The 18,018-nt window shown below is 64.4% G+C and carries 18 protein-coding genes; 12 read left to right on the forward strand and 6 right to left on the reverse strand.

Translation table 11 applies throughout. The features are described from left to right. The first annotated feature begins 50 nt into the window (after positions 1–50). The gene (locus tag CCC_RS00995) at positions 51–1,892 is read left to right on the forward strand and encodes an ABCB family ABC transporter ATP-binding protein/permease (protein WP_041039248.1); all 1,842 of its coding nucleotides are present in this window, start codon (positions 51–53) and stop codon (positions 1,890–1,892) included. Between the two features lie 79 nt (positions 1,893–1,971). Beyond that, on the forward strand, positions 1,972–2,271 hold the full coding sequence (locus CCC_RS01000) for a phasin family protein (protein ID WP_041039250.1): 300 nt from the start codon (positions 1,972–1,974) through the stop codon (positions 2,269–2,271). 142 nt (positions 2,272–2,413) lie between these two features. Here the strand turns inward: CCC_RS01000 and CCC_RS01005 are convergent, their stop codons facing one another. Continuing rightward, entirely contained in the window at positions 2,414–3,781 is a 1,368-nt protein-coding gene (locus CCC_RS01005; protein WP_236686259.1) for a sensor histidine kinase, read from the reverse strand. A 283-nt stretch (positions 3,782–4,064) separates the two neighbouring features. Between CCC_RS01005 and thrC the strand changes: the two genes are divergently transcribed. Genes thrC through CCC_RS01020 form a run of 3 tightly spaced genes read left to right on the forward strand, consistent with a single transcriptional unit; the run spans position 4,065 to position 8,061 of the window. Then, the gene (gene thrC, locus CCC_RS01010) at positions 4,065–5,468 is read left to right on the forward strand and encodes a threonine synthase (RefSeq protein WP_041039252.1); all 1,404 of its coding nucleotides are present in this window, start codon (positions 4,065–4,067) and stop codon (positions 5,466–5,468) included. After that, a complete protein-coding gene (locus tag CCC_RS01015; RefSeq protein ID WP_009869242.1) occupies positions 5,465–6,730 on the forward strand; it encodes a M16 family metallopeptidase in 1,266 nt (421 codons plus the stop codon). The genes thrC and CCC_RS01015 overlap by 4 nt, the downstream gene beginning before the upstream one ends. Further along, positions 6,730–8,061 (forward strand): ABC transporter substrate-binding protein, encoded by a 1,332-nt coding sequence (locus CCC_RS01020; protein WP_009869241.1) that lies wholly within the window; start codon positions 6,730–6,732, stop codon positions 8,059–8,061. Before CCC_RS01015 ends, CCC_RS01020 begins: the two co-directional genes overlap by 1 nt. A gap of 384 nt (positions 8,062–8,445) precedes the next feature. On the opposite strand, the gene CCC_RS01025 is transcribed toward CCC_RS01020, so the two are convergent. Both CCC_RS01025 and CCC_RS01030 read right to left on the reverse strand, forming a co-directional pair. Next, positions 8,446–8,856, reverse strand: a complete 411-nt coding sequence (locus tag CCC_RS01025) for an Rrf2 family transcriptional regulator (protein ID WP_008616912.1) — start codon at positions 8,854–8,856, stop codon at positions 8,446–8,448. After that, positions 8,856–9,359, reverse strand: coding sequence for a GNAT family N-acetyltransferase (locus CCC_RS01030; protein WP_041039255.1), 504 nt, complete (start codon positions 9,357–9,359; stop codon positions 8,856–8,858). Before CCC_RS01030 ends, CCC_RS01025 begins: the two co-directional genes overlap by 1 nt. 248 nt (positions 9,360–9,607) lie before the next feature. On the opposite strand from CCC_RS01030, the gene CCC_RS01035 reads away from it, so the two are divergent. The 7 genes from CCC_RS01035 to CCC_RS01065 all read left to right on the forward strand — a co-directional run bounded on the left by CCC_RS01035 (position 9,608) and on the right by CCC_RS01065 (position 15,717). Further along, positions 9,608–11,467, forward strand: a complete 1,860-nt coding sequence (locus CCC_RS01035; protein ID WP_052472850.1) for an NAD(P)H-dependent oxidoreductase subunit E — start codon at positions 9,608–9,610, stop codon at positions 11,465–11,467. Next, positions 11,464–12,234, forward strand: a complete 771-nt coding sequence (locus CCC_RS01040; protein ID WP_009868421.1) for a 2Fe-2S iron-sulfur cluster-binding protein — start codon at positions 11,464–11,466, stop codon at positions 12,232–12,234. The genes CCC_RS01035 and CCC_RS01040 overlap by 4 nt, the downstream gene beginning before the upstream one ends. Then, entirely contained in the window at positions 12,234–12,785 is a 552-nt protein-coding gene (locus CCC_RS01045) for an NADH-quinone oxidoreductase subunit B family protein (protein WP_009868420.1), read from the forward strand. The genes CCC_RS01040 and CCC_RS01045 overlap by 1 nt, the downstream gene beginning before the upstream one ends. A gap of 31 nt (positions 12,786–12,816) precedes the next feature. After that, positions 12,817–14,304, forward strand: a complete 1,488-nt coding sequence (locus CCC_RS01050) for a Ni/Fe hydrogenase subunit alpha (RefSeq protein ID WP_009868419.1) — start codon at positions 12,817–12,819, stop codon at positions 14,302–14,304. Continuing rightward, positions 14,301–14,768 carry a hydrogenase maturation protease gene (locus tag CCC_RS01055; RefSeq protein ID WP_009868418.1) on the forward strand — a complete coding sequence of 156 codons (468 nt, stop codon included), beginning with the start codon at positions 14,301–14,303 and terminating at the stop codon, positions 14,766–14,768. The genes CCC_RS01050 and CCC_RS01055 overlap by 4 nt, the downstream gene beginning before the upstream one ends. Before the next feature lie 96 nt (positions 14,769–14,864). Next, complete coding sequence (locus CCC_RS01060; protein ID WP_009868417.1) at positions 14,865–15,386, forward strand: hypothetical protein; 522 nt, start codon at positions 14,865–14,867, stop codon at positions 15,384–15,386. 25 nt (positions 15,387–15,411) lie between these two features. Further along, entirely contained in the window at positions 15,412–15,717 is a 306-nt protein-coding gene (locus CCC_RS01065) for a hypothetical protein (RefSeq protein WP_009868416.1), read from the forward strand. Here CCC_RS01065 and CCC_RS01070 read toward each other — a convergent pair. The 3 genes from CCC_RS01070 to modB are packed head-to-tail and all read right to left on the reverse strand — an operon-like array spanning position 15,705 to position 18,011. After that, complete coding sequence (locus CCC_RS01070; protein WP_052472852.1) at positions 15,705–16,214, reverse strand: response regulator transcription factor; 510 nt, start codon at positions 16,212–16,214, stop codon at positions 15,705–15,707. The two genes, CCC_RS01065 and CCC_RS01070, sit on opposite strands and share 13 nt — an antisense overlap. 5 nt (positions 16,215–16,219) lie before the next feature. Continuing rightward, the gene (gene modC / locus CCC_RS01075; protein WP_009868414.1) at positions 16,220–17,311 is read right to left on the reverse strand and encodes a molybdenum ABC transporter ATP-binding protein; all 1,092 of its coding nucleotides are present in this window, start codon (positions 17,309–17,311) and stop codon (positions 16,220–16,222) included. 7 nt (positions 17,312–17,318) lie between these two features. Beyond that, complete coding sequence (gene modB / locus CCC_RS01080; RefSeq protein ID WP_009868413.1) at positions 17,319–18,011, reverse strand: molybdate ABC transporter permease subunit; 693 nt, start codon at positions 18,009–18,011, stop codon at positions 17,319–17,321. Between the last annotated feature and the right edge of the window lie 7 nt (positions 18,012–18,018).

Consider the following 18,018-nt stretch of genomic DNA (forward strand, 5'->3'; position numbering starts at 1 on the left):
ATCGTCGAAGCGTGGTTGCTTGTGACGACACACACCTCCATCTTAACGGCATGAGACGACGTGATCCTTCTTCCTGGGACAAGGGGCGCGGCCAGGGCGCAAGCGCCGACTGGTCCACGTTGCGCACCCTGTTCCCCTATCTCTGGCCGCCGGGCGAGCCACGGTTGCGCCTGCGCGTGGTGGTGGCCATGATTCTGCTGGTGGCCGCCAAAGGTGTGGGCGTCGGCATTCCCCTGCTCTACAAGCAGGCGGTGGACGCCTTGTCGGTCCAGCCCATCCTGGTGCCCCTGGCCTTGCTGGCGGCCTATGGCGCGGCGCGTGTCATGGCCGGAAGCTTTGCCGAGTTGCGCGACATCGTCTTCGTCAAGGTGGCCCAGCGCGCCATCCGCAAGGTGGGCCTGGGCGTCTTTACCCATCTGCACCGCCTAGGTCTGCGCTTTCACCTGGACCGCCAGACCGGCGGCGTGTCGCGCGCCATCGAGCGCGGCACCAAGGGCATCGAGTTCCTGTTGCAGTTCATGCTGTTCAACATTCTGCCCACCTTGCTGGAAATCGGCCTGGTCACCGCCATATTGTGGGGCCTGTATGACGGGATCTTCGCCCTGATCACCGTCTGCACCATCGCCGTCTACATCGCCTTCACCTTAGGCATCACCGAGTGGCGGACCAAATTCCGCCGCGCCATGAACGAGACGGATTCCGAGGCTTCCACCAAGGCCATCGATTCCCTGCTCAATTTCGAGACGGTCAAATACTTCTGCAACGAGGCCCACGAGGCCGGGCGCTACGACAAGGCCCTGGCCCGCTACGAACAGGCCGCCAGCAAGAGCAAGGTGACGCTCTCCATGCTCAATATGGGCCAGGGCGCCGTCATCGCAATCGGGCTGACCCTGGTGATGATCCGCGCCGCCCAAGGAGTCGCCGACGGCACCATGACGCTGGGCGATTTCGTGCTGGTCAATTCCTACCTGATCCAGCTTTACCTGCCGCTGAATTTCCTGGGCTTCGTCTACCGCGAGATCAAGCAGTCGCTGACCGATATGGAATCCATGTTCCGCCTGCTGCGCGAGAATGCCGAGATCGAGGACGCCCCCCATGCCCGCCCCCTGGAGCTGAATGGCGGCGCGGTGCGATTCGAGAATGTGGTCTTCGGCTACAACCCGGACCGGGGAATCCTGGGCGGCGTGGATTTCTCCGTGCCCGCTGGCCACACCCTGGCCATCGTCGGCCCGTCGGGGGCGGGCAAGAGCACCATCTCGCGCCTGCTGTTCCGCTTCTACGACGTCAATGGCGGGCGCATCGTCATCGACGGCACCGATATCCGCGACGTGACGCAGGGCTCGCTTCGCGCCGCCATCGGAATCGTTCCCCAAGACACGGTGCTGTTCAACGATTCCATCCGCTACAACATCGCCTATGGCCGCCCCGGCGCCTCCCAGGACGAGATCGAACAGGCCGCCCGGCTGGCCCGCATCCACGATTTCGTGCAAAGCCTGCCCCAGGGCTACGACACCAAGGTGGGCGAGCGGGGCCTGAAGCTGTCGGGCGGCGAGAAGCAGCGCGTCGCCATTGCGCGCACTATTTTGAAGCAGCCCGCCATCCTGATCTTCGACGAGGCCACCAGCGCGCTGGATACCCAGACGGAGAAGGAAATTCAGGAAAGCTTGCGCGAAGTGTCCAAGAACCGCACCACCCTGATCGTCGCCCACCGTCTGTCCACCGTGGTCGATGCCGACGAGATCGTGGTTCTGGAACAGGGCCGTATCGTCGAGCGCGGCCGCCACGCCCAGCTGCTGGACGCCCAGGGCAGCTATGCCGCCATGTGGCGCCGCCAGCAGGAAGCCCAGAGCCTGCAGCAGCGTCTTGCCACCGAGCTGGTGGGCGCGGAATAAGGCGCGCCCCCCTCGGTTGCCCAAGCGCCGGAAACGTGACAGACTTCCTATCAGTCCAATGTCCACGGAGGATGGCCCGATGTTCCCCACGTTCGACCCCAAGATGTTCGAGGCCTTCACCGCCGATCCGGCATCCTTCCTGGGAAAGGTCGCCGAGTTCCAGCGCGCCAATTTCGAAGCCGCCCGCGAGATCACCGAGAATAACGCCAAGGCGTTCCAGCAACTGGCCGCCATCCGCGATCCGCAGCAATTCGTCGCCGCCCAGCCCGCCATCCTTCAGGCGGTGGTCCAGCGCAACATGGAGATCGTCACCCAGTTGTGGCAGTCCCTGGGCGGTGAGTTGGCGCCCCCCGCCGCCAAGGGCAAGGGCAAGAAATAGCTCCGTCACCCTCTTGTCATCCCGAGCGACCGCGAGGGATCTCCGCTTGGTACGGCTCTTCCATCCAGGAAAAGCCGTACCAGAATGGGATTCCTCCTCCCGCAGGTCGTCGGAATGACGCGCGTTATTGGTCGGCAGCCGCTTACCCCGGCAGGGTGAAGCTGAAGGTCGCGCCGTCTCCCTGGACTGAATCCACCCAGATGCGGCCGCCGTGGCGCTCGACGATGCGCTTGCAGATGGCCAGGCCGATCCCGGTTCCCTCGAAGCGGTCGCGGGTGTGCAACCGCTGAAAGATGCGGAAGATTCGATCGCCGAATTCGGGCGCGATGCCGATACCGTTATCAGCCACTGAAATCCGCCACAGCCCCCCGTCCCGAACCGCCGAGACCAGCACCCGTAAAGGACGCGACGGCTCGCGGTATTTGACGGCGTTACCGATCAGATTCTGAAGCACCTGCACCATCTCGCCGCGGATGACGGGAATGGACGGCAGCGGCGCGGCGCGCTCCACCTGGGCACCGCATTGGGCGATGGAGGGCGACAGATTGGCGATGACGCCGTCCAGCACCTCGTCCAGGGGAACCGGCTGCAATTCCTCCTCCATGCGGCCGACCCGCGAATATTCCAGCAGGTCCAGCACCAGACGGTCCATGCGCTGGGCGCCTTCCTTGGCATAGGCGATGTAATCGGCGCCTTCGGGCCCGATCATGGAGCCGAAACGCCGCTCCAGCATGCCCATATAGGCGCTGACCATGCGCAACGGCTCGCGCAGGTCGTGCGACGCGATGAAGGCGAATTGCTCCAGATCCGAATTGGACCGGGCCAGTTCCTCGGTTTTTGCGATCAGCGCCTGTTCCGCGCTATGGGCTTCGGTGATGTCCTCGACGATGGACCAAAGATAGCTTTCGCCATCGCTGCCCGTGATCAACACGCCGGAGAGGCGGACGGGAACATGGCGTCCAGCCTTATGGATATATTCCTTCTCATAGGGGCCGAAATGGCCGACCGCCTCGAGACTGTCCAGGTTGCAGGCCTCGTTCTCGGCGAAACGGAAGGGCGTCAGATCCCAAAAGCTGAGTGTGCGCAATTCCTCCAGATCGTAGCCGACGATGCTGAGAAAGGCCGAATTGGCTTCGAGAAAGGCACCGTCCTGAGTGCTGCGCGCCATGCCCAGCGGCGACATCTCGAACATGGCGCGCAGTTTCTCTTCATTGCTGCGCAGCCCCGCCTCCACCTCGCGGCGGCGCGCCACATCCTCCCGCAGATCCATTTCCGCCCGGCGGCGGCGGCCCATCTCATCGCGCATGCGGCCGATCACCGCCACCAGCACCGCCAGTTCGACGGGCGCCACGGCCAGGGGGGCGAAAAACGCCCCCGCCCAGACCACCGCAGGAACATGACCGACCATGCCCCAGGCGACCAAAGCGGCGACCAACTCCGCCACCACCACGGCAAACAAGCTCCCGAAGACGAACAAGACGCTCAACGGCATATGCGACAAAAGCCGCACCACCCTATCTTGGAAAAGGCCTTCACCGCCCTCGCTGGCGCCTGCCCTGCTGTCTCCCGCCGTTACGCCTGTCACCGCCAAACCCCAAGCTCAATGAATCGAAATGTAGCGAAATATGTCTATTTAAAGAGTATGGTCAGGTCTATCCCGTATCAACAATTTATTTATGGACTATCCCTTTGCCCCGGGGACTTAGCCTTCGGAGCAGCGGCACGCTTGCCCCGCCGTCCCGGCATCGCTAGTGTGTTTCACTTTTGCATTTCGCCCTCGAAGAGGCATTCCCTTGAAGTATGTGAGCACCCGCGGCGCTGCGCCGGTCCTTGATTTCGACGACGTCCTGCTGGCCGGTCTGGCCCGTGATGGCGGCCTCTACCTGCCTGAAAGCTGGCCGAGCTTCTCGGCGGCCGAGATCCGCGCCATGCGAGGCCTGTCCTATGCCGAACTGGCGGCGCGCGTCATGCGCCCCTTCGTCGAGGGCTGTCTCAGCGATGCCGAACTGTCCAAGCTGTGCGCTGAGTCCTACGCCTCCTTCACCCATCCTGCGGTGGCGCCGTTAAAGCAGCTTGGCCACAACCAATGGGTCATGGAGCTGTTCCACGGCCCGACGCTGGCCTTCAAGGATTACGCCCTGCAACTGGTCGGCCGTCTGTTCGACCATGTGCTGAAGAAGAAGGGACAAAAGGTCACCATCGTCGGCGCCACCTCGGGCGACACCGGCTCGGCCGCCATCGAGGCCTGCCGCGACCGCGCGGCCGTGGATATCGTCATCCTGCACCCCTTTGGCCGGGTCTCCGAGGTCCAGCGCCGCCAGATGACCACCGTGCTGTCGGCCAATGTGCGCAATGTGGCCGTGGATGGCACCTTCGACGATTGCCAGGATCTGGTGAAGGCGCTGTTCAACGATGGCGCTTTCAGGGACGAGATGAATCTGTCGGCGGTGAACTCCATCAACTGGGCCCGGGTCATGGCCCAGATCGTCTACTACTTCGCCGCCGGGGTGGCGCTGGGCGCGCCCGACGTGCCCATGAGCTTCTCGGTGCCCACCGGCAATTTCGGCAATGTCTTCGCCGGTTACGCCGCCAAGCTGATGGGCCTTCCGGTGGACAAGCTGATCGTCGGCTCCAACACCAACGACATTCTCACCCGCTTCTTCGAAGGCGGCGTGATGAAGACCGATGGCGTGGTGCCCACGCTGTCGCCCAGCATGGATATCCAGGTCTCGAGCAATTTCGAGCGCCTGATGTTCCTCAGCCTGAATGGTGACGGCGCCGCCGTGGCCAAGCTGATGGACGATTTCCGCAAGAACGGCGCCATGGTCATGCCCCAGGGCGCATGGAATTCCATGCGCGAGGTCTTCGAGGCCTATCGCTTCGACGACGAGGCGACGCTGGCCGCCATGCGCTCTCTCAAGCGCTCTACCGGCGAGACGCTTGACCCCCATTCGGTGATCGGCGTCGCCGCCGCGCTGAAAGGCCATGCGGCCAAGGATTGCACCATGGTCGCCCTGGCCACCGCCCATCCGGCCAAGTTCCCCGATGCGGTGGAGAAGGCCACGGGCACGCGGCCCGGCCTGCCCCCTCACATGGCCGACCTGTTCTCGCGCACCGAGCGCATGGACCGCCTGGGCAACGATGCCGAAGCCTTGAAGGCTTATGTCCGGACCTTCGCCGCGCGGACACGCGCATGAGCGAGATCCGGGAGACCCGGCTGAATTCCGGCCTCAAGATCGTCACCGACCCCATGGAGACGGTGGAGACCGTGTCCCTGGGCGTCTGGGTCGATGCCGGAACCCGGCACGAGCCCGTCGAGATCAACGGGGTCAGCCATCTGCTTGAACACATGGCCTTCAAGGGCACGGCGCGGCGCTCGGCTCTCGACATCGCCGAGGAGATGGACGCGGTGGGCGGTCACCTGAACGCCTATACGGCGCGCGACCACACCGCCTATTACGCCAAGGTGCTGAAGGAAGACGCCGCCCTGGCGCTCGACATCATCTCCGACATCTTGCAGAACTCGACGCTGGAGGCCGAGGAACTGGGCCGCGAGCAGGCGGTGGTGGTCCAGGAGATCAACCAGGCCATCGACACCCCCGATGACATCATCTTCGACCATTTCCAGGCCACCGCCTATCCCGACCAGCCCCTGGGCCGTCCGGTGCTGGGCAGCGAGGAATTGGTGCGCGCCATGAGCCGCGATCAGGTCATGGGCTATATGCGCGGCAATTACTCGGCGCCGCGCATGGTCCTGTCGGCCTCGGGCCGCATCGATCACGACCATCTGGTGGCCACGGCGGGCGCCGCCTTTTCCCAGCTCCCCCCCCATCACGCGGCGGTAACCGACCAGGCCCGCTATGTGGGCGGCGATTTCCGCGAGGAGCGCAGCGAGCTGGAACAGGTCCATGTGGTGGTGGGCTTTGACGGCGTCGCCTATGACGACCCGGATTATTACTCCGCCTCGGTACTGTCCACCCTGCTGGGCGGCGGCATGTCCAGCCGCCTGTTCCAGGAAGTGCGCGAGAAGCGGGGGCTGGTCTATTCCATCTATTCCTTCGCCTCGTCCTACAACGACGGCGGCCTGTTCGGCGTCTATGCGGGCACCGGCGAGGACGAGGTGGCCGAACTCATTCCGGTCATGTGCGACGAAATCGTCAAGGTCTGCGGCGGCGTCAACGACGCCGAAGTCCAGCGCGCCCGCGCCCAGCTCAAGGCCTCCATCCTCATGAGTCTGGAAAGCACCACGTCGCGCTGCGAGCAACTGGCCCGTCAGGTGGTGATCTATGGCCGCCCCGTGCCCGTGGCCGAAGTGGTCGAGAAGGTGGAAGCCATCACCGCCGAGGACTGCGCCCGTGTGGCGCGCCGCCTCTTCGCCGGAACCCCGACCTTCGCCGCCATCGGGCCCTTGGGCAAGGTGGAGAGCTTCGAACGGGTGGCCGAACGCCTGAGGCCGTGATGCGCCGTATTCTTGCCGCCTTTATCGCCCTCGCCGCCCTGGCCCCTTTCGCCGCCCTGGCGCTTCCGGTCACCACCGGCGTATCCAATCCCACCATCGTGGTGGCGGTCATCGCCACCCTGTCGGGACCGGGCGCCATGGCGGGCCAGGACAGCGTCGACGGCTTCACCACCGCCATGCGCCATCTGGGCGGCCGCTTCGCCAACCAGGAAGTGCGCGTGGTGGTCCAAGACGACAAGGGCTCTCCCGATACGGCCCTGGCCGTGGCGCGAAGAATGATCGAGCGCGAGAAGGTGGATTTCGTGGTGACCGCCGTCTCCCTGCCGTCCATGTCCGCCATGGTCAAGACACTGACCGAATCCCGTGCTTTCGTGCTGAACCTGGATGCCGCGCCCGCGACCATGGGCGGGGCCGCCTGTTCGCCCTGGTTCTTCCAGGTGGCGACGCCGGTCCAGGCCGTCTATGACGCCATCGGCGCCCATCTCACCGCCGAGAAGATGCGGCGCGTGATGATCATCGGCACCGATTCCCCCGCCACCGATCAGGCGGTGGCCTCCATCCGCCGCGCCTGGCAGGGCGAGGTGATCGAGGTGCTGCGGCCGCGCCATGGCACCACCCGCTTCGCCGATGAGGCCGCCGCCATCCGTCAGGCGAGCCCCGACGCGGTGGTCAATCTGCTGACCGGCGGCATGGGCACCGCCTTTGCCCGTGAATATGCCGCCGCCGGATTAAAGGCCGATATTGCCCAGATCGGCGTGTGGCAGGGTTGGGAACGGCCCATGTTGCCCGCCATGACCGAAGCGGGCATGGATGTGCTTAATGTGGCGCCGTGGAGCCCCGATCTGGAAACTCCGCTGGGCAAGCGCCTGATCACCGATTTCGAACTGGAATACGGTCGTCCGGTGACCGGCTGGGTGGCCCAGGGCTATGACACCGCCCAGATGCTCGACGCGGCGCTGCGCGCCACCGGTGGACGTGCCGGCGACCGCGACGCGGTGCGCAATGCGCTCAGGCGCGCCGAATTCTCCTCGGTGCGCGGAGCGTTCCGCTTCGACACCAACCACTCCCCGTCGGTGAACGTCTATCTGCGCCGCACCACCCGCGACACCAAGGGCCGCCCCGCCGAGGAACTGCGCACCACCCTGATCAAGGACTGGCACAGCCGCGACATCGCCCTGTGCCCCATGCGCTGGGTCGAGGAACCCGCCCCCGGCCATGCTCCCGGCACCACGCCGCCCAAGCCGGGCACCCCCGCCCAACCGGCAAAGCCGAAACCACCTGCCCCGGGGCTAACGGTCAAGCCCAAACCGCCGACGGCGACGCAGAACTAGCAAGGAAGGTCACGTCATCCCGGAAGCGCATCGCGCTATCCGGGATCCATGGTGCTGTTTCCCCAAAGATCCCGGCTCAAGGCCACGGCTGTCCGGTTAAATTTCCATGAGAGCCCCGAACGGCAGAGCCAATGCGGGTTTCATCTGGTCATGGAACACGGAGGACACGGATGCCGCTTCGCGGCCGCGGATGATCACGGATTATAAGGTCATCCTTGGCCAAGGTCGGGGCGATGGCCGGAAACAAGACCATTTCCGTGTTTATCCGTGAGCGGTGCGAAGCACCGCATCCGTGACATCCGTGTCTCATGACTCCACGTCTGCCGCCTCAAATTGAACCGGACAGACGTGGCTCAAGGCCGGGATGACGAAACGGAAAAGACCTCAGCGGTGCTTTTCCACCAGCTTGATCATGGTATCGAGCGTGATGGAGGCGAAGGTGGCGCGCGCCGTGTCCTCGATTTCCATCAGCACCTGGCACAGGCCCTTGCCCTCGGCGGTGTCGTCGCCATCCTCACGCTCGCCGTTGCGGATGGGGTCGATGGTCTCGAACAGCTGGATGATGTCGAGCAGCGTGGTGCGCCGCCGGTTGCCGGAAAAGCGATAGCCGCCACCGGCTCCTCTGACCGCCTCCACCAGCCCGACCCGGCCCAGCGAGCGCAGCACCTTGGCCAGATGGTTGGTGCTGATGCCGTATTTCTCGGCGATTTCGTTGGCCGAGAGTTGCCGGTCCTGGCCCGAGGCCAGTTCCAGGATGGCGAACAAAGCGCAGCGCGTGGCTTTCTGGAGCTTCATCAGAGATCCTTCTCGAACTGGATGAAGGGACCGGCCATCATGCCCTGGCTGCGGAAGAAGCTCATGATCAGGGTGTCGTCGCGTGCCAGCATGGTGCGCACCTTGGAAACCCCCGCCTTGCGGAAGCGGTCGTTCAACGCTTCCAGAAGCACATGGCCCACGCCGCCCTGGCGGGTATTGTTGCGCACGCCAATGGCGAAAATCCAGCCGCAGGGCGGAGAACCGAACTCCCAGGCGCGGACTTCACCGATGATGAATCCAAGAACCGCATCTCCGTCACAGGCCACCAAGAAAAATCGGTACCGTTTTACGGATTTCGGCTGGGTATCATCATCAACATCAGTTGAGCGGTTATTGTAACGCTCCAACAAATCTTCCCAATACTCGGCCTTGGGCAAACCAGTATTCTCGGTATCGATCGCAATCACTTGCGGGATGTCCGCCGCCTTCGCGAGGCGGACGGTGCATTTTCTTTCCGATTGCCGAGTCTGTGGATTTGCCATCGAGACCGTCTCCAGTACTAGTAAAATCGTTCTACTGCACGGTGCCCGCGATTACAATGCCGTTTCTGACCCGACGCCTTTGACACCACGCAAAAGTATCGTAGCCGCCATGACCGATAGGTGTAAGGCGCGGGTTGGCGAATGGCTGTGTCGGGTGTAGGCTTTTTTCCAATCCCCGATGAACAGGGGAATACGCCATCGTCGACAAAGCGTGGCAGCCGCCGCGCGAGAGGTGGGGGAGAGGTCATATGCCCAATGGGAATTCCAACGGTTCCGACACCGGCGCCGTTGTGGCGGCCGTCCTGGCCCGCCACGGGTCAGACGGCACCCGGCTGATGCAGATTCTGCGCGAGATTCAGGAAGAGACCGAGTGGCTGTCGCCCGACATCCTGACCAGGGTGGCCGAGGGTGCCAAGCTGCCACGTGGCCAGGTCGAGGGGGTGGCGGGGTTCTACCACTTCTTCCATACCGAGCCGCTGGGCAGCTACCGCGTCCTGTGGAGTGACAACATCACCGACCGCATGGCTGGCAATGCCGACCTGATGGCCCGCATGTGCAAGAAGCTGTGGCTGAAGCCCGGAAAGGTTTCCGAGGACGGCTTGGTCAGCGTCGACACCACGTCATGCACCGGATTGTGTGATCAGGGCCCCGCCCTGCTGGTCAATTACCGGCCCGTCACCCGCATGACGGCCGAGCGTGTGGATCAGATCGTCGATCTGATCCGCCACAAAACCCCGCTGGCCCAGTGGCCCGCCGAATTCTTCCATGTCGACGACAATATCCGGCGCAAGGATGCCCTGCTGGGCGCCGACTTCAAGCCGGGCGACGCCCTGAAGGCACTGAAAAGCCCGCAGGAAGTGCTGGACGCCATCAAGGAGTCCGGCTTGCGCGGCCGTGGCGGTGCTGGCTTCTCCACCGGCCAGAAGTGGGATTTCTGCCGCGCTGCGGTGGGCACCGGCCCTCATGCGGCCCATTACGTTGTGTGCAACGCCGACGAGGGCGAGCCCGGCACCTTCAAGGACCGGGTGCTGCTGTCGTCCTATGCCGATCTGGTCTTCGAGGGCATGACCATCTCGGGCTATGTCATCGGCGCCAAAAAAGGCTTCGTCTATCTCAGGGGCGAGTACCGCTATCTGCTGGAGCCGCTGAACGCGGTTCTGGAAAAACGCCGCGCCGCCAAGCTGCTGGGCAAGTCCATTCTGGGACGCACCGGCTTCGACTTCGACATCGAGATCCATCTGGGCGCCGGTGCCTATATCTGCGGCGAGGAAACCGCCCTGCTGGAAAGCCTGGAGGGCAAGAGGGGCGTGCCGCGCAAACGTCCGCCCTTCCCCGTCACCTCGGGTTATTTGAACCAGCCCACCGCCGTCAACAATGTGGAGACCTTGGCCTCGGCGGCGCTGATCGCCGCCAAGGGCGCCGCCTGGTACAAATCCATCGGCACGCCCAAATCGGCGGGCACCAAGATCTTGTCCATCTCGGGTGATTGCGAGCGCCCTGGCATCTACGAATATCCCTATGGCGTCAAGGTCAGCCAGGTCCTGGCCGATTGCGGGGCCAGGGATACCCAGGCCTGCCAGATCGCGGGCGCCTCGGGCCTAGCCATCGCCCCCAACGAATTCGGACGCCGCATCGCCTTCGAGGACATTCCCACCGGCGGTTCCTTCATGATCTTCGACAACACCCGGGATATGTTCCAGGTGGCGCGCAACTTCGCCCATTTCTTCGTTCATGAAAGCTGCGGCTTCTGTACGCCCTGCCGGGTGGGCACCACGCTGCTGGCCAATGCCATGGACAAGATCGACGAAGGCCATGGCGGCGAATACGACATCAGCGACATCTGGCGGGTCATCCGCACGCTGAAGACCGCCAGCCATTGCGGCCTGGGCCAGACGGCGGGCAATGCGGTGGCCGATACGCTGCAGAAATTCCGGCCCTCTTACGAATTGCGGCTCAATGTGCGCGACTTCGAACCGGCCTTCGATCTGGACAAGGCGCTTTCCAAGATGCGCGAGGTGACGGGCCGCGACGATCCCGGCGCCCACTTCCACATCAATCACCGGAAATCCAGATCTGGCTTAGGCACCAAGGCGGGAGAACCGTCATGAGCGACGCGAAAACCTTCTTCCTCGACGAGGAGGAGATTCCCTTCGAGGAAGGCCAGACCATCATCCAGGCGGCGCTCTCGGCGGGCAAATACATCCCCCATCTGTGCTACCACCCGGAGTTCAAGCCCCACGGAAGCTGCAAGCTGTGCACGGTGCGCATCGATTCACGCACGGTGACCACCGAGGACGGCCAGAGCGTCAAGATTCCCGGCCGCGCCGCCGCGTCCTGCACCACACCGGCCCAGGCGGGCCAGCATGTGGAAAGCGAGGTGCCGGAAATCCAGGACCTGCGCCGCACCCTGATCCAGATGCTCCTCGTCGAGGGCAACCATTACTGCCCGTCTTGCGAAAAGAGCGGCAAATGCCTGCTGCAGGGCCTGGCCTATGATCTGGGCGTCATGGACCCCCACTTCCCGCAATACTTCTCCAAGCGCGAAGTGGATGCCAGCCACCCGGACGTGCTGCTGGACTTCAACCGCTGCATCCTGTGCGAACTGTGCGTCCGAGCCAGCGCCGAGGTGGACAAGAAGAACGTCTTCGCCATCTCGGGCCGGGGCCACACCAAGCATCTGATCTGCAACTCGGAAAGCGGCGAACTGGGCGACACCAATCTGGCGGCCACCGACAAGGCGGCCAATGTCTGCCCCGTGGGCGTCATCTTGCACAAGCGCCACGGCTTCGAGGTGCCCTACGGCCAGCGTCGCTTTGACAAGGCCCCCATCAGCGATAATCCGGCGCAGTACGCCCCGGTGAAGGAGCAGGTGTGATGAACGCTCCCCTGCCAAAGCGCAAGCTCAAGGTCGCCACCACCTCGCTGGCGGGCTGTTTCGGCTGCCACATGTCGTTCCTCGATATCGACGAACGCATCCTCGATCTGGTTGAGCTGGTGGAATTTGACCGCTCGCCCATCACCGACATCAAGCATTGCAGCCCCGATTGCGACCTCGGCATCATCGAGGGCGGCGTGTGCAATGCCGAGAACGTGCATGTGCTCCACGAGTTCAGGAAGAACTGCAAGATCCTGATCGCCATGGGGGCCTGCGCCATCAATGGCGGCCTGCCCGCCCAGCGCAACTCGCTGGATATCAGGGACATCCTGGCCGCCGTCTACGCCCAGCCGGGACGCGGCGTGCACATTCCCAACGATCCGGAGATTCCGTTGCTGCTCAACGAGGTGCATCCCCTGCACGAAGTGGTCAAGATCGACTACTTCCTGCCCGGCTGCCCGCCCAGCGGCGATGCCATCTGGAAGTTTCTCACCGATCTCCTGGCTGGCCGTACGCCCACTTTGGGCTTTGGCCTGATCCATTACGACTGACCCGGAAGGGACGCCTGCAATGAGGCACCAAATGGAACTGGAAACCGCCAAGACCCCCGATGCGCTCAAGCGCATCGTCATCGAGCCCGTCTCGCGGGTCGAGGGCCACGGCAAGGTCACCATCCTGCTCGACGACGACAATCAGGTGCATCAGGTGCGCCTGCACATCGTCGAGTTCAGAGGCTTTGAAAAGTTCATCGAGGGCCGCCCCTACTGGGAAGTGCCGGTGCTGGTCCAGCGCCTATGCGGCATCTGCCCGGTCTCGCACCACCTGGCGGCCTCCAAGGCCATGGACATGATCGTCAATGGCGGGATTCTGACCCCCACGGCGGAGAAAATCCGCCGCCTGATGCATTACGGCCAGATGCTGCAAAGCCACGCTCTGCACTTCTTCCATCTGTCTTCGCCCGACCTGCTGTTCGGCTTCGACTCCGATGTCGCCAAACGCAATATCGTGGGCGTCGCCGCCGCCAATCCGGATGTGGCGAAGATGGGCGTGCTGCTCCGGAAATTCGGCCAGGAGGTGATTCGCGTCACCTCGGGCAAGCGCGTGCACGGCACCGGCTCGGTGCCGGGCGGGGTCAACAAGTCGCTAACCATCGAGGAGCGGGACTACCTCCTGAAGGACATCGACCAGATGATCGCCTGGAGCCGCGATGCGGTCGGCATCATCAAGGGCCTGCACAAATCCAACCCCGCGCTCTACGACGTATTCGGCGCGGTGCCCTCCACCATGATGAGTCTGGTGGACGACAAGGGCGATCTCGACTTCTACCACGGCGCGCTTCGGGCGCGGGACAAGGACGGTGAGGTCATCTTCGATCAGGTCAGCTATCAGGGTTACAACACCTTGCTGACCGAGGGCGTCAAGTCCTGGAGCTATATGAAGTTCCCCTATATCACCGCATTGGGCGACGAAAAGGGCTGGTACAAGGTCGGCCCCCTGGCCCGCATCCAGAACTGCGACCGCATCCCCACCCCCCACGCCGAGGCCGAGCGGGCCGAGTTCGTCGCCTATGGCGGGGCCAAGCCCATGCATGGCTCGCTGGGCTTTCACTGGGCGCGCATGATCGAGATGCTGTGCGCCGCCGAGACCATCAAGGACCTGCTGCTCGATTCCGACATCATGGGCGCCGATCTGATGGCGGAGGGACCCCGGCGCGAGGAAGGCATCGGCGTCATCGAGGCGCCGCGCGGCACGCTGTTCCATCACTACCGGGTCAACGAGGACGATCTGGTGACCTATGCCAATCTGATCGTCTCGACCACCAACAACAACACCGCCATGAACGTGGCGGTCAGGGACGTGGCCAAGAACTACCTGACCGGCCACGAGATCACCGAGGGGCTGCTGAACCATATCGAGGTGGCCATCCGCTGTTTCGATCCCTGCCTCTCCTGCGCCACCCATGCGCTGGGCAAGATGCCGTTGGAAGTGTCCCTGGTGGATGCCTCGGGGGCCGAGATCGACCGCATGACCAAGGACGGCGAGGGGCGGATCGGAAAGGGAGCTTTGTGACCGCGCCGACCCTGATCTTCGGCTGGGGCAATCCGTCTCGGGGTGACGACGCCCTGGGCCCGGCCCTGCTGGACGCCGTCGAGGCGTTGCGGGACGCCCATCCCCAATGGGGGCCGGTGGATATCCTGACCGACTTCCAGCTTCAGGTGGAACATGCCCTGGATCTGGAGGGGCGCGAGAGGGTGCTGTTCGTCGATGCCTCGGCCGCTGTCGCCGACGCGCCGTTCCGCGCCGAGGCCATCGCGCCAGCCAAGGACTCGTCATTTACCAGCCATGCCCTGTCGCCCCAGGGCGTCATGCATGTCTATGCCGAAATCAAGGGCAGCGCGCCGCCGCCCTGCACCCTTTTGGCCATCGCGGGCGAAACCTTCGAGTTGGGCGAACCTTTAAGCCCCGCGGCAAAGAGCCATCTGAAGGCGGCCTTGGCCTGGACCAAGGACTGGCTTGCCGCCCGGCCCGCCTGAAAGCGTTCTTAGCATGGCCGACCGCCCGAGAGAGCGCATGTGGGCCATTCCATAGCGCGTTAGTGTTGCAAAGCTTGTGAACAGGGGTATTCCATCATGTCCGACGCCGACCTGATTTCCCGCCTTCAGGGCTTTCCCGCCCCCGCCTGCCGCTGTGCCTCGGCCGCCGAAACCGGGCACCACGAGCGCAATTGCCTGGCTGGCCTGCTGACCGAATCGGTGGCCGAGATCGGGCGTCTTCGGGCCGAGAACGCCCGGCTGTCCTCCATGACGGTGACCGGCGCGCCGGGCCGCGGGGCCGAGCGTCAGGTCTGGGTCCGCCTGATGTGCTATTACGGTTCCGACGGCGTGTGGAACAGCGACGACGAGACGGCCGAGCCCGCGCCGGTCCTGCTCTCTCCCGGCCTCAAATCGGAAATCGTCGCCTGGAAGAATTCCCTCGACCGGGTCGAGGCGGTCACCCCTGCCGTCACCGAGGCCTTCCAGACCCGCGCCCTGAACATCGGGCGGCGTATCAAGGAAGAGATGCCGGGCTGGAAGGTGGTCTATATCGACCGCACCAAGTCGGGCGCCGATATCCGTAACAAGGATTACTTCGAGCACGAAGTGACGCTGTGACGTCGTCCACGGGCCTGTGCGGAGGATGAAGGTCGAACTGCGCACCGACGCGCCGCCCAAGCCAGCCTATGACGCCCCATGCAATGGCTGCGGCCTGTGCTGCGCGGTGGAAACCTGCCCCCTGGGGCTTGTATTGTTCCGCCGCCGCCAGGGCCCCTGCCCCGCCCTTGTCTGGCAAGACGGACGCTATGTCTGCGGCGTGCTGGACCGGCCGAAGGACTTCATCGCGCTATTGCCCACGGCCTGGGCGGCACGGCTGGTGGCGCGCTGGATCGCCGCCGGCAAGGGCTGCGACTGCCGTCACGAGGCGGAGGAGCATCAGGACGGGTAGAACCTGGACCAACTGCAGGCCGGGCACGAGCCGATGGCTCCGGCCTCCGATTCCAGGGAATAGCGCACCCGGCTGCCGCAAAGGGGGCAGGAGGTGGGGCGCGCGGGCGCCGTCTTGGGCTTGGCCCGAGGCGCACGGCGCAGCAGCGAGTTGATGCGCGCCAGCAGTTCACGGCGCTCGCAGGGCTTGCTCAGAAACTCGTCGGCCCCGATTTCCAGGCCGTGCAGCTTGTGCTCCAATTCGGTATGGCCGGTCAGCAAGATGATGCCCAGCGCCGAATGCTGCCGCAATTGCTGGACCAGGCTATAGCCATCCTCGCCCGGCATTTCCACGTCGAGGAGAACCAGATCGGCGGGACCGGCTGCCAGGGCCGCCCACATCTCAGCTCCCCCGCTGCACGAGGTCACGCGGAAGCCATGGGCTGTCAGGATGCCCGATAAAATTGAGCGGACCGTGGCGTCGTCATCCACCACCAGGATATGAGCGGGTGTCGTCATCGTCTCTATTCCACGCTAGCCACATCGCCCCTGGCGATGGTGAGGGCCTTGATCAGGGCATGAACCCGCATGCCGGGAACCAAATTGAGTTGGGCCTGGGCCAGGGAGGTGATCTGCACCCACAGCCGGGTGGCGCCACAGGCCAGAACCACGTCCACCAGGAAGGAATCCGCCGCCGCCACGGACACGACCGTGGCAGGCAGCACATTGCGGATGCTGACCCGCTCGGGCGGCTCGATGGCGATGGCCACGTCGCGGGCATGGATGCGCAGCCGGACCGGAGTACCGACCGCCAGTTCGGTCCGCCCGACGATCAGCATGCCGCCGTCGAAGGCCAGACGGGTGATGCCGAAACCGGAATCGTGGCTGGACACCACGGCGCCGATCACCGCGCCCGCCTCATAGCGGCCAGTCAGCGGGCGCAGACCCGGATCACCCATCAGGCTTTCCAGCGGCCCCGAGGCCGCCACCTTGCCCCCATCCATCAGGGCCAGGGTATCGGCAAGGCGGATGACTTCGTCCATGGAATGGCTGACATAGAGGATCGGAATGGAAAAGCGCCGGGCCAACTGGGAGATGAAGGGCAGCAATTCGGATTTGCGCGCCGGGTCCAGGGCCGCCAGCGGCTCGTCCATCAAGAGGATGCGCGGGGACGCCAGCAAGGCCCGGCCGATGGCGACGCGCTGCTTCTCGCCCCCCGACAGCTTGGCCGGGCGGCGGTCCAGCAGATGTTCGATCCCCAGCAGTTGAACCACCTTGTCCAGGGACTGGGTCCGCTCCGGCACGGGCAGAAGCTTTCGTCCGAACTCCAGATTGCCCCGCACCGAGAGGTGGGGAAACAGCCGGTGTTCCTGAAAGACATAGCCCAGGCGCCGCGCCTCGGGCGGCAGGTCGATGCCGGACTGAGAGTCGAACAGAACCCGCCCGTCCACGCTGATCACGCCTTCGTCGGGGCGCGACAGTCCGGCCACCATGTTGATCACCGAGGTCTTGCCCGAGCCCGAGCGGCCGTACAGCGCCGTCACCCCCGGCCCGGCGGACAGGCGGACATCCAGGCTGAAATCACCTTGGCGGCGGCGGATATCAAGGTCGAGCATGCCGGGCCTATCCCTTCAGCCTGGCCTGGACGCGCCGCGCCAGCACTTCCGCGGTAAGCAAGGCGGAAAAAGCCACCACCACAGAGATGATGCACAGGCGAAGCGCCGCCTCGTCGCCGCCCGGCACCTGGGTCAGGGCATAAAGGGCGATGGGCAGGGTTCGGGTTTCGCCGGGAATGTTGGAGACGAAGGTGATGGTCGCTCCGAATTCCGACAGGGAGCGGGCGAAGCCCAGAACCACTCCGGTCAGCACGCCGGGCAGGATCAAAGGCAGGGTCACCGAACAGAAGGTGCGGATAGGGCCGCATCCCAGCGTGCGGGCGGCCTGTTCCAAGCCCCGGTCGACGCTTTCCAGGGCCAGACGGATGGCGCGGACCATCAGGGGAAAGGCGATCACCGCCGACGCCACCGCCGCGCCCTTCCAGTTGAAGGCCAGGGTGATTCCGAACCAGTCGTACAGCCAGGCCCCCACCACGCCCCGGCGGCCCAGAACCACCAGCAGGCCGTAGCCCACCACCACCGGAGGCAGAACCAGCGGCAGATGGATGATGCCGTCCACCAGGGACTTTCCGGGGAAATCAAGACGGGCCAAAATCCAGGCGCAGCCGACCCCCAGCGGCAGCGAGGCCGCCACCGCCCAGAACGACACCAGCAGAGACAGGCGCAGCGCCTCGATCTCAAGCGGCGTCAGGGTGAACATGGCTTTC

It is taken from the genome of Paramagnetospirillum magnetotacticum MS-1 (assembly GCF_000829825.1).
Classification (GTDB): Bacteria; Pseudomonadota; Alphaproteobacteria; order Rhodospirillales; family Magnetospirillaceae; genus Phaeospirillum; species Phaeospirillum magnetotacticum.

Coding starts and splice junctions, on each gene's coding strand:
- CCC_RS01015 (WP_009869242.1), top strand. CDS start 5,465: ATGAGCGAGATCCGGGAGACCCGGCTGAATTCCGGCCTCAAGATCGTC.
- CCC_RS01040 (WP_009868421.1), top strand. CDS start 11,464: ATGAGCGACGCGAAAACCTTCTTCCTCGACGAGGAGGAGATTCCCTTC.
- CCC_RS01020 (WP_009869241.1), top strand. CDS start 6,730: ATGCGCCGTATTCTTGCCGCCTTTATCGCCCTCGCCGCCCTGGCCCCT.
- CCC_RS00995 (WP_041039248.1), top strand. CDS start 51: ATGAGACGACGTGATCCTTCTTCCTGGGACAAGGGGCGCGGCCAGGGC.
- modB (WP_009868413.1), bottom strand. CDS start 18,011: ATGTTCACCCTGACGCCGCTTGAGATCGAGGCGCTGCGCCTGTCTCTG.
- CCC_RS01030 (WP_041039255.1), bottom strand. CDS start 9,359: ATGGCAAATCCACAGACTCGGCAATCGGAAAGAAAATGCACCGTCCGC.
- CCC_RS01000 (WP_041039250.1), top strand. CDS start 1,972: ATGTTCCCCACGTTCGACCCCAAGATGTTCGAGGCCTTCACCGCCGAT.
- CCC_RS01065 (WP_009868416.1), top strand. CDS start 15,412: ATGAAGGTCGAACTGCGCACCGACGCGCCGCCCAAGCCAGCCTATGAC.
- CCC_RS01025 (WP_008616912.1), bottom strand. CDS start 8,856: ATGAAGCTCCAGAAAGCCACGCGCTGCGCTTTGTTCGCCATCCTGGAA.
- CCC_RS01050 (WP_009868419.1), top strand. CDS start 12,817: ATGGAACTGGAAACCGCCAAGACCCCCGATGCGCTCAAGCGCATCGTC.
- modC (WP_009868414.1), bottom strand. CDS start 17,311: ATGCTCGACCTTGATATCCGCCGCCGCCAAGGTGATTTCAGCCTGGAT.
- CCC_RS01060 (WP_009868417.1), top strand. CDS start 14,865: ATGTCCGACGCCGACCTGATTTCCCGCCTTCAGGGCTTTCCCGCCCCC.
- CCC_RS01070 (WP_052472852.1), bottom strand. CDS start 16,214: ATGACGACACCCGCTCATATCCTGGTGGTGGATGACGACGCCACGGTC.
- CCC_RS01045 (WP_009868420.1), top strand. CDS start 12,234: ATGAACGCTCCCCTGCCAAAGCGCAAGCTCAAGGTCGCCACCACCTCG.
- CCC_RS01035 (WP_052472850.1), top strand. CDS start 9,608: ATGCCCAATGGGAATTCCAACGGTTCCGACACCGGCGCCGTTGTGGCG.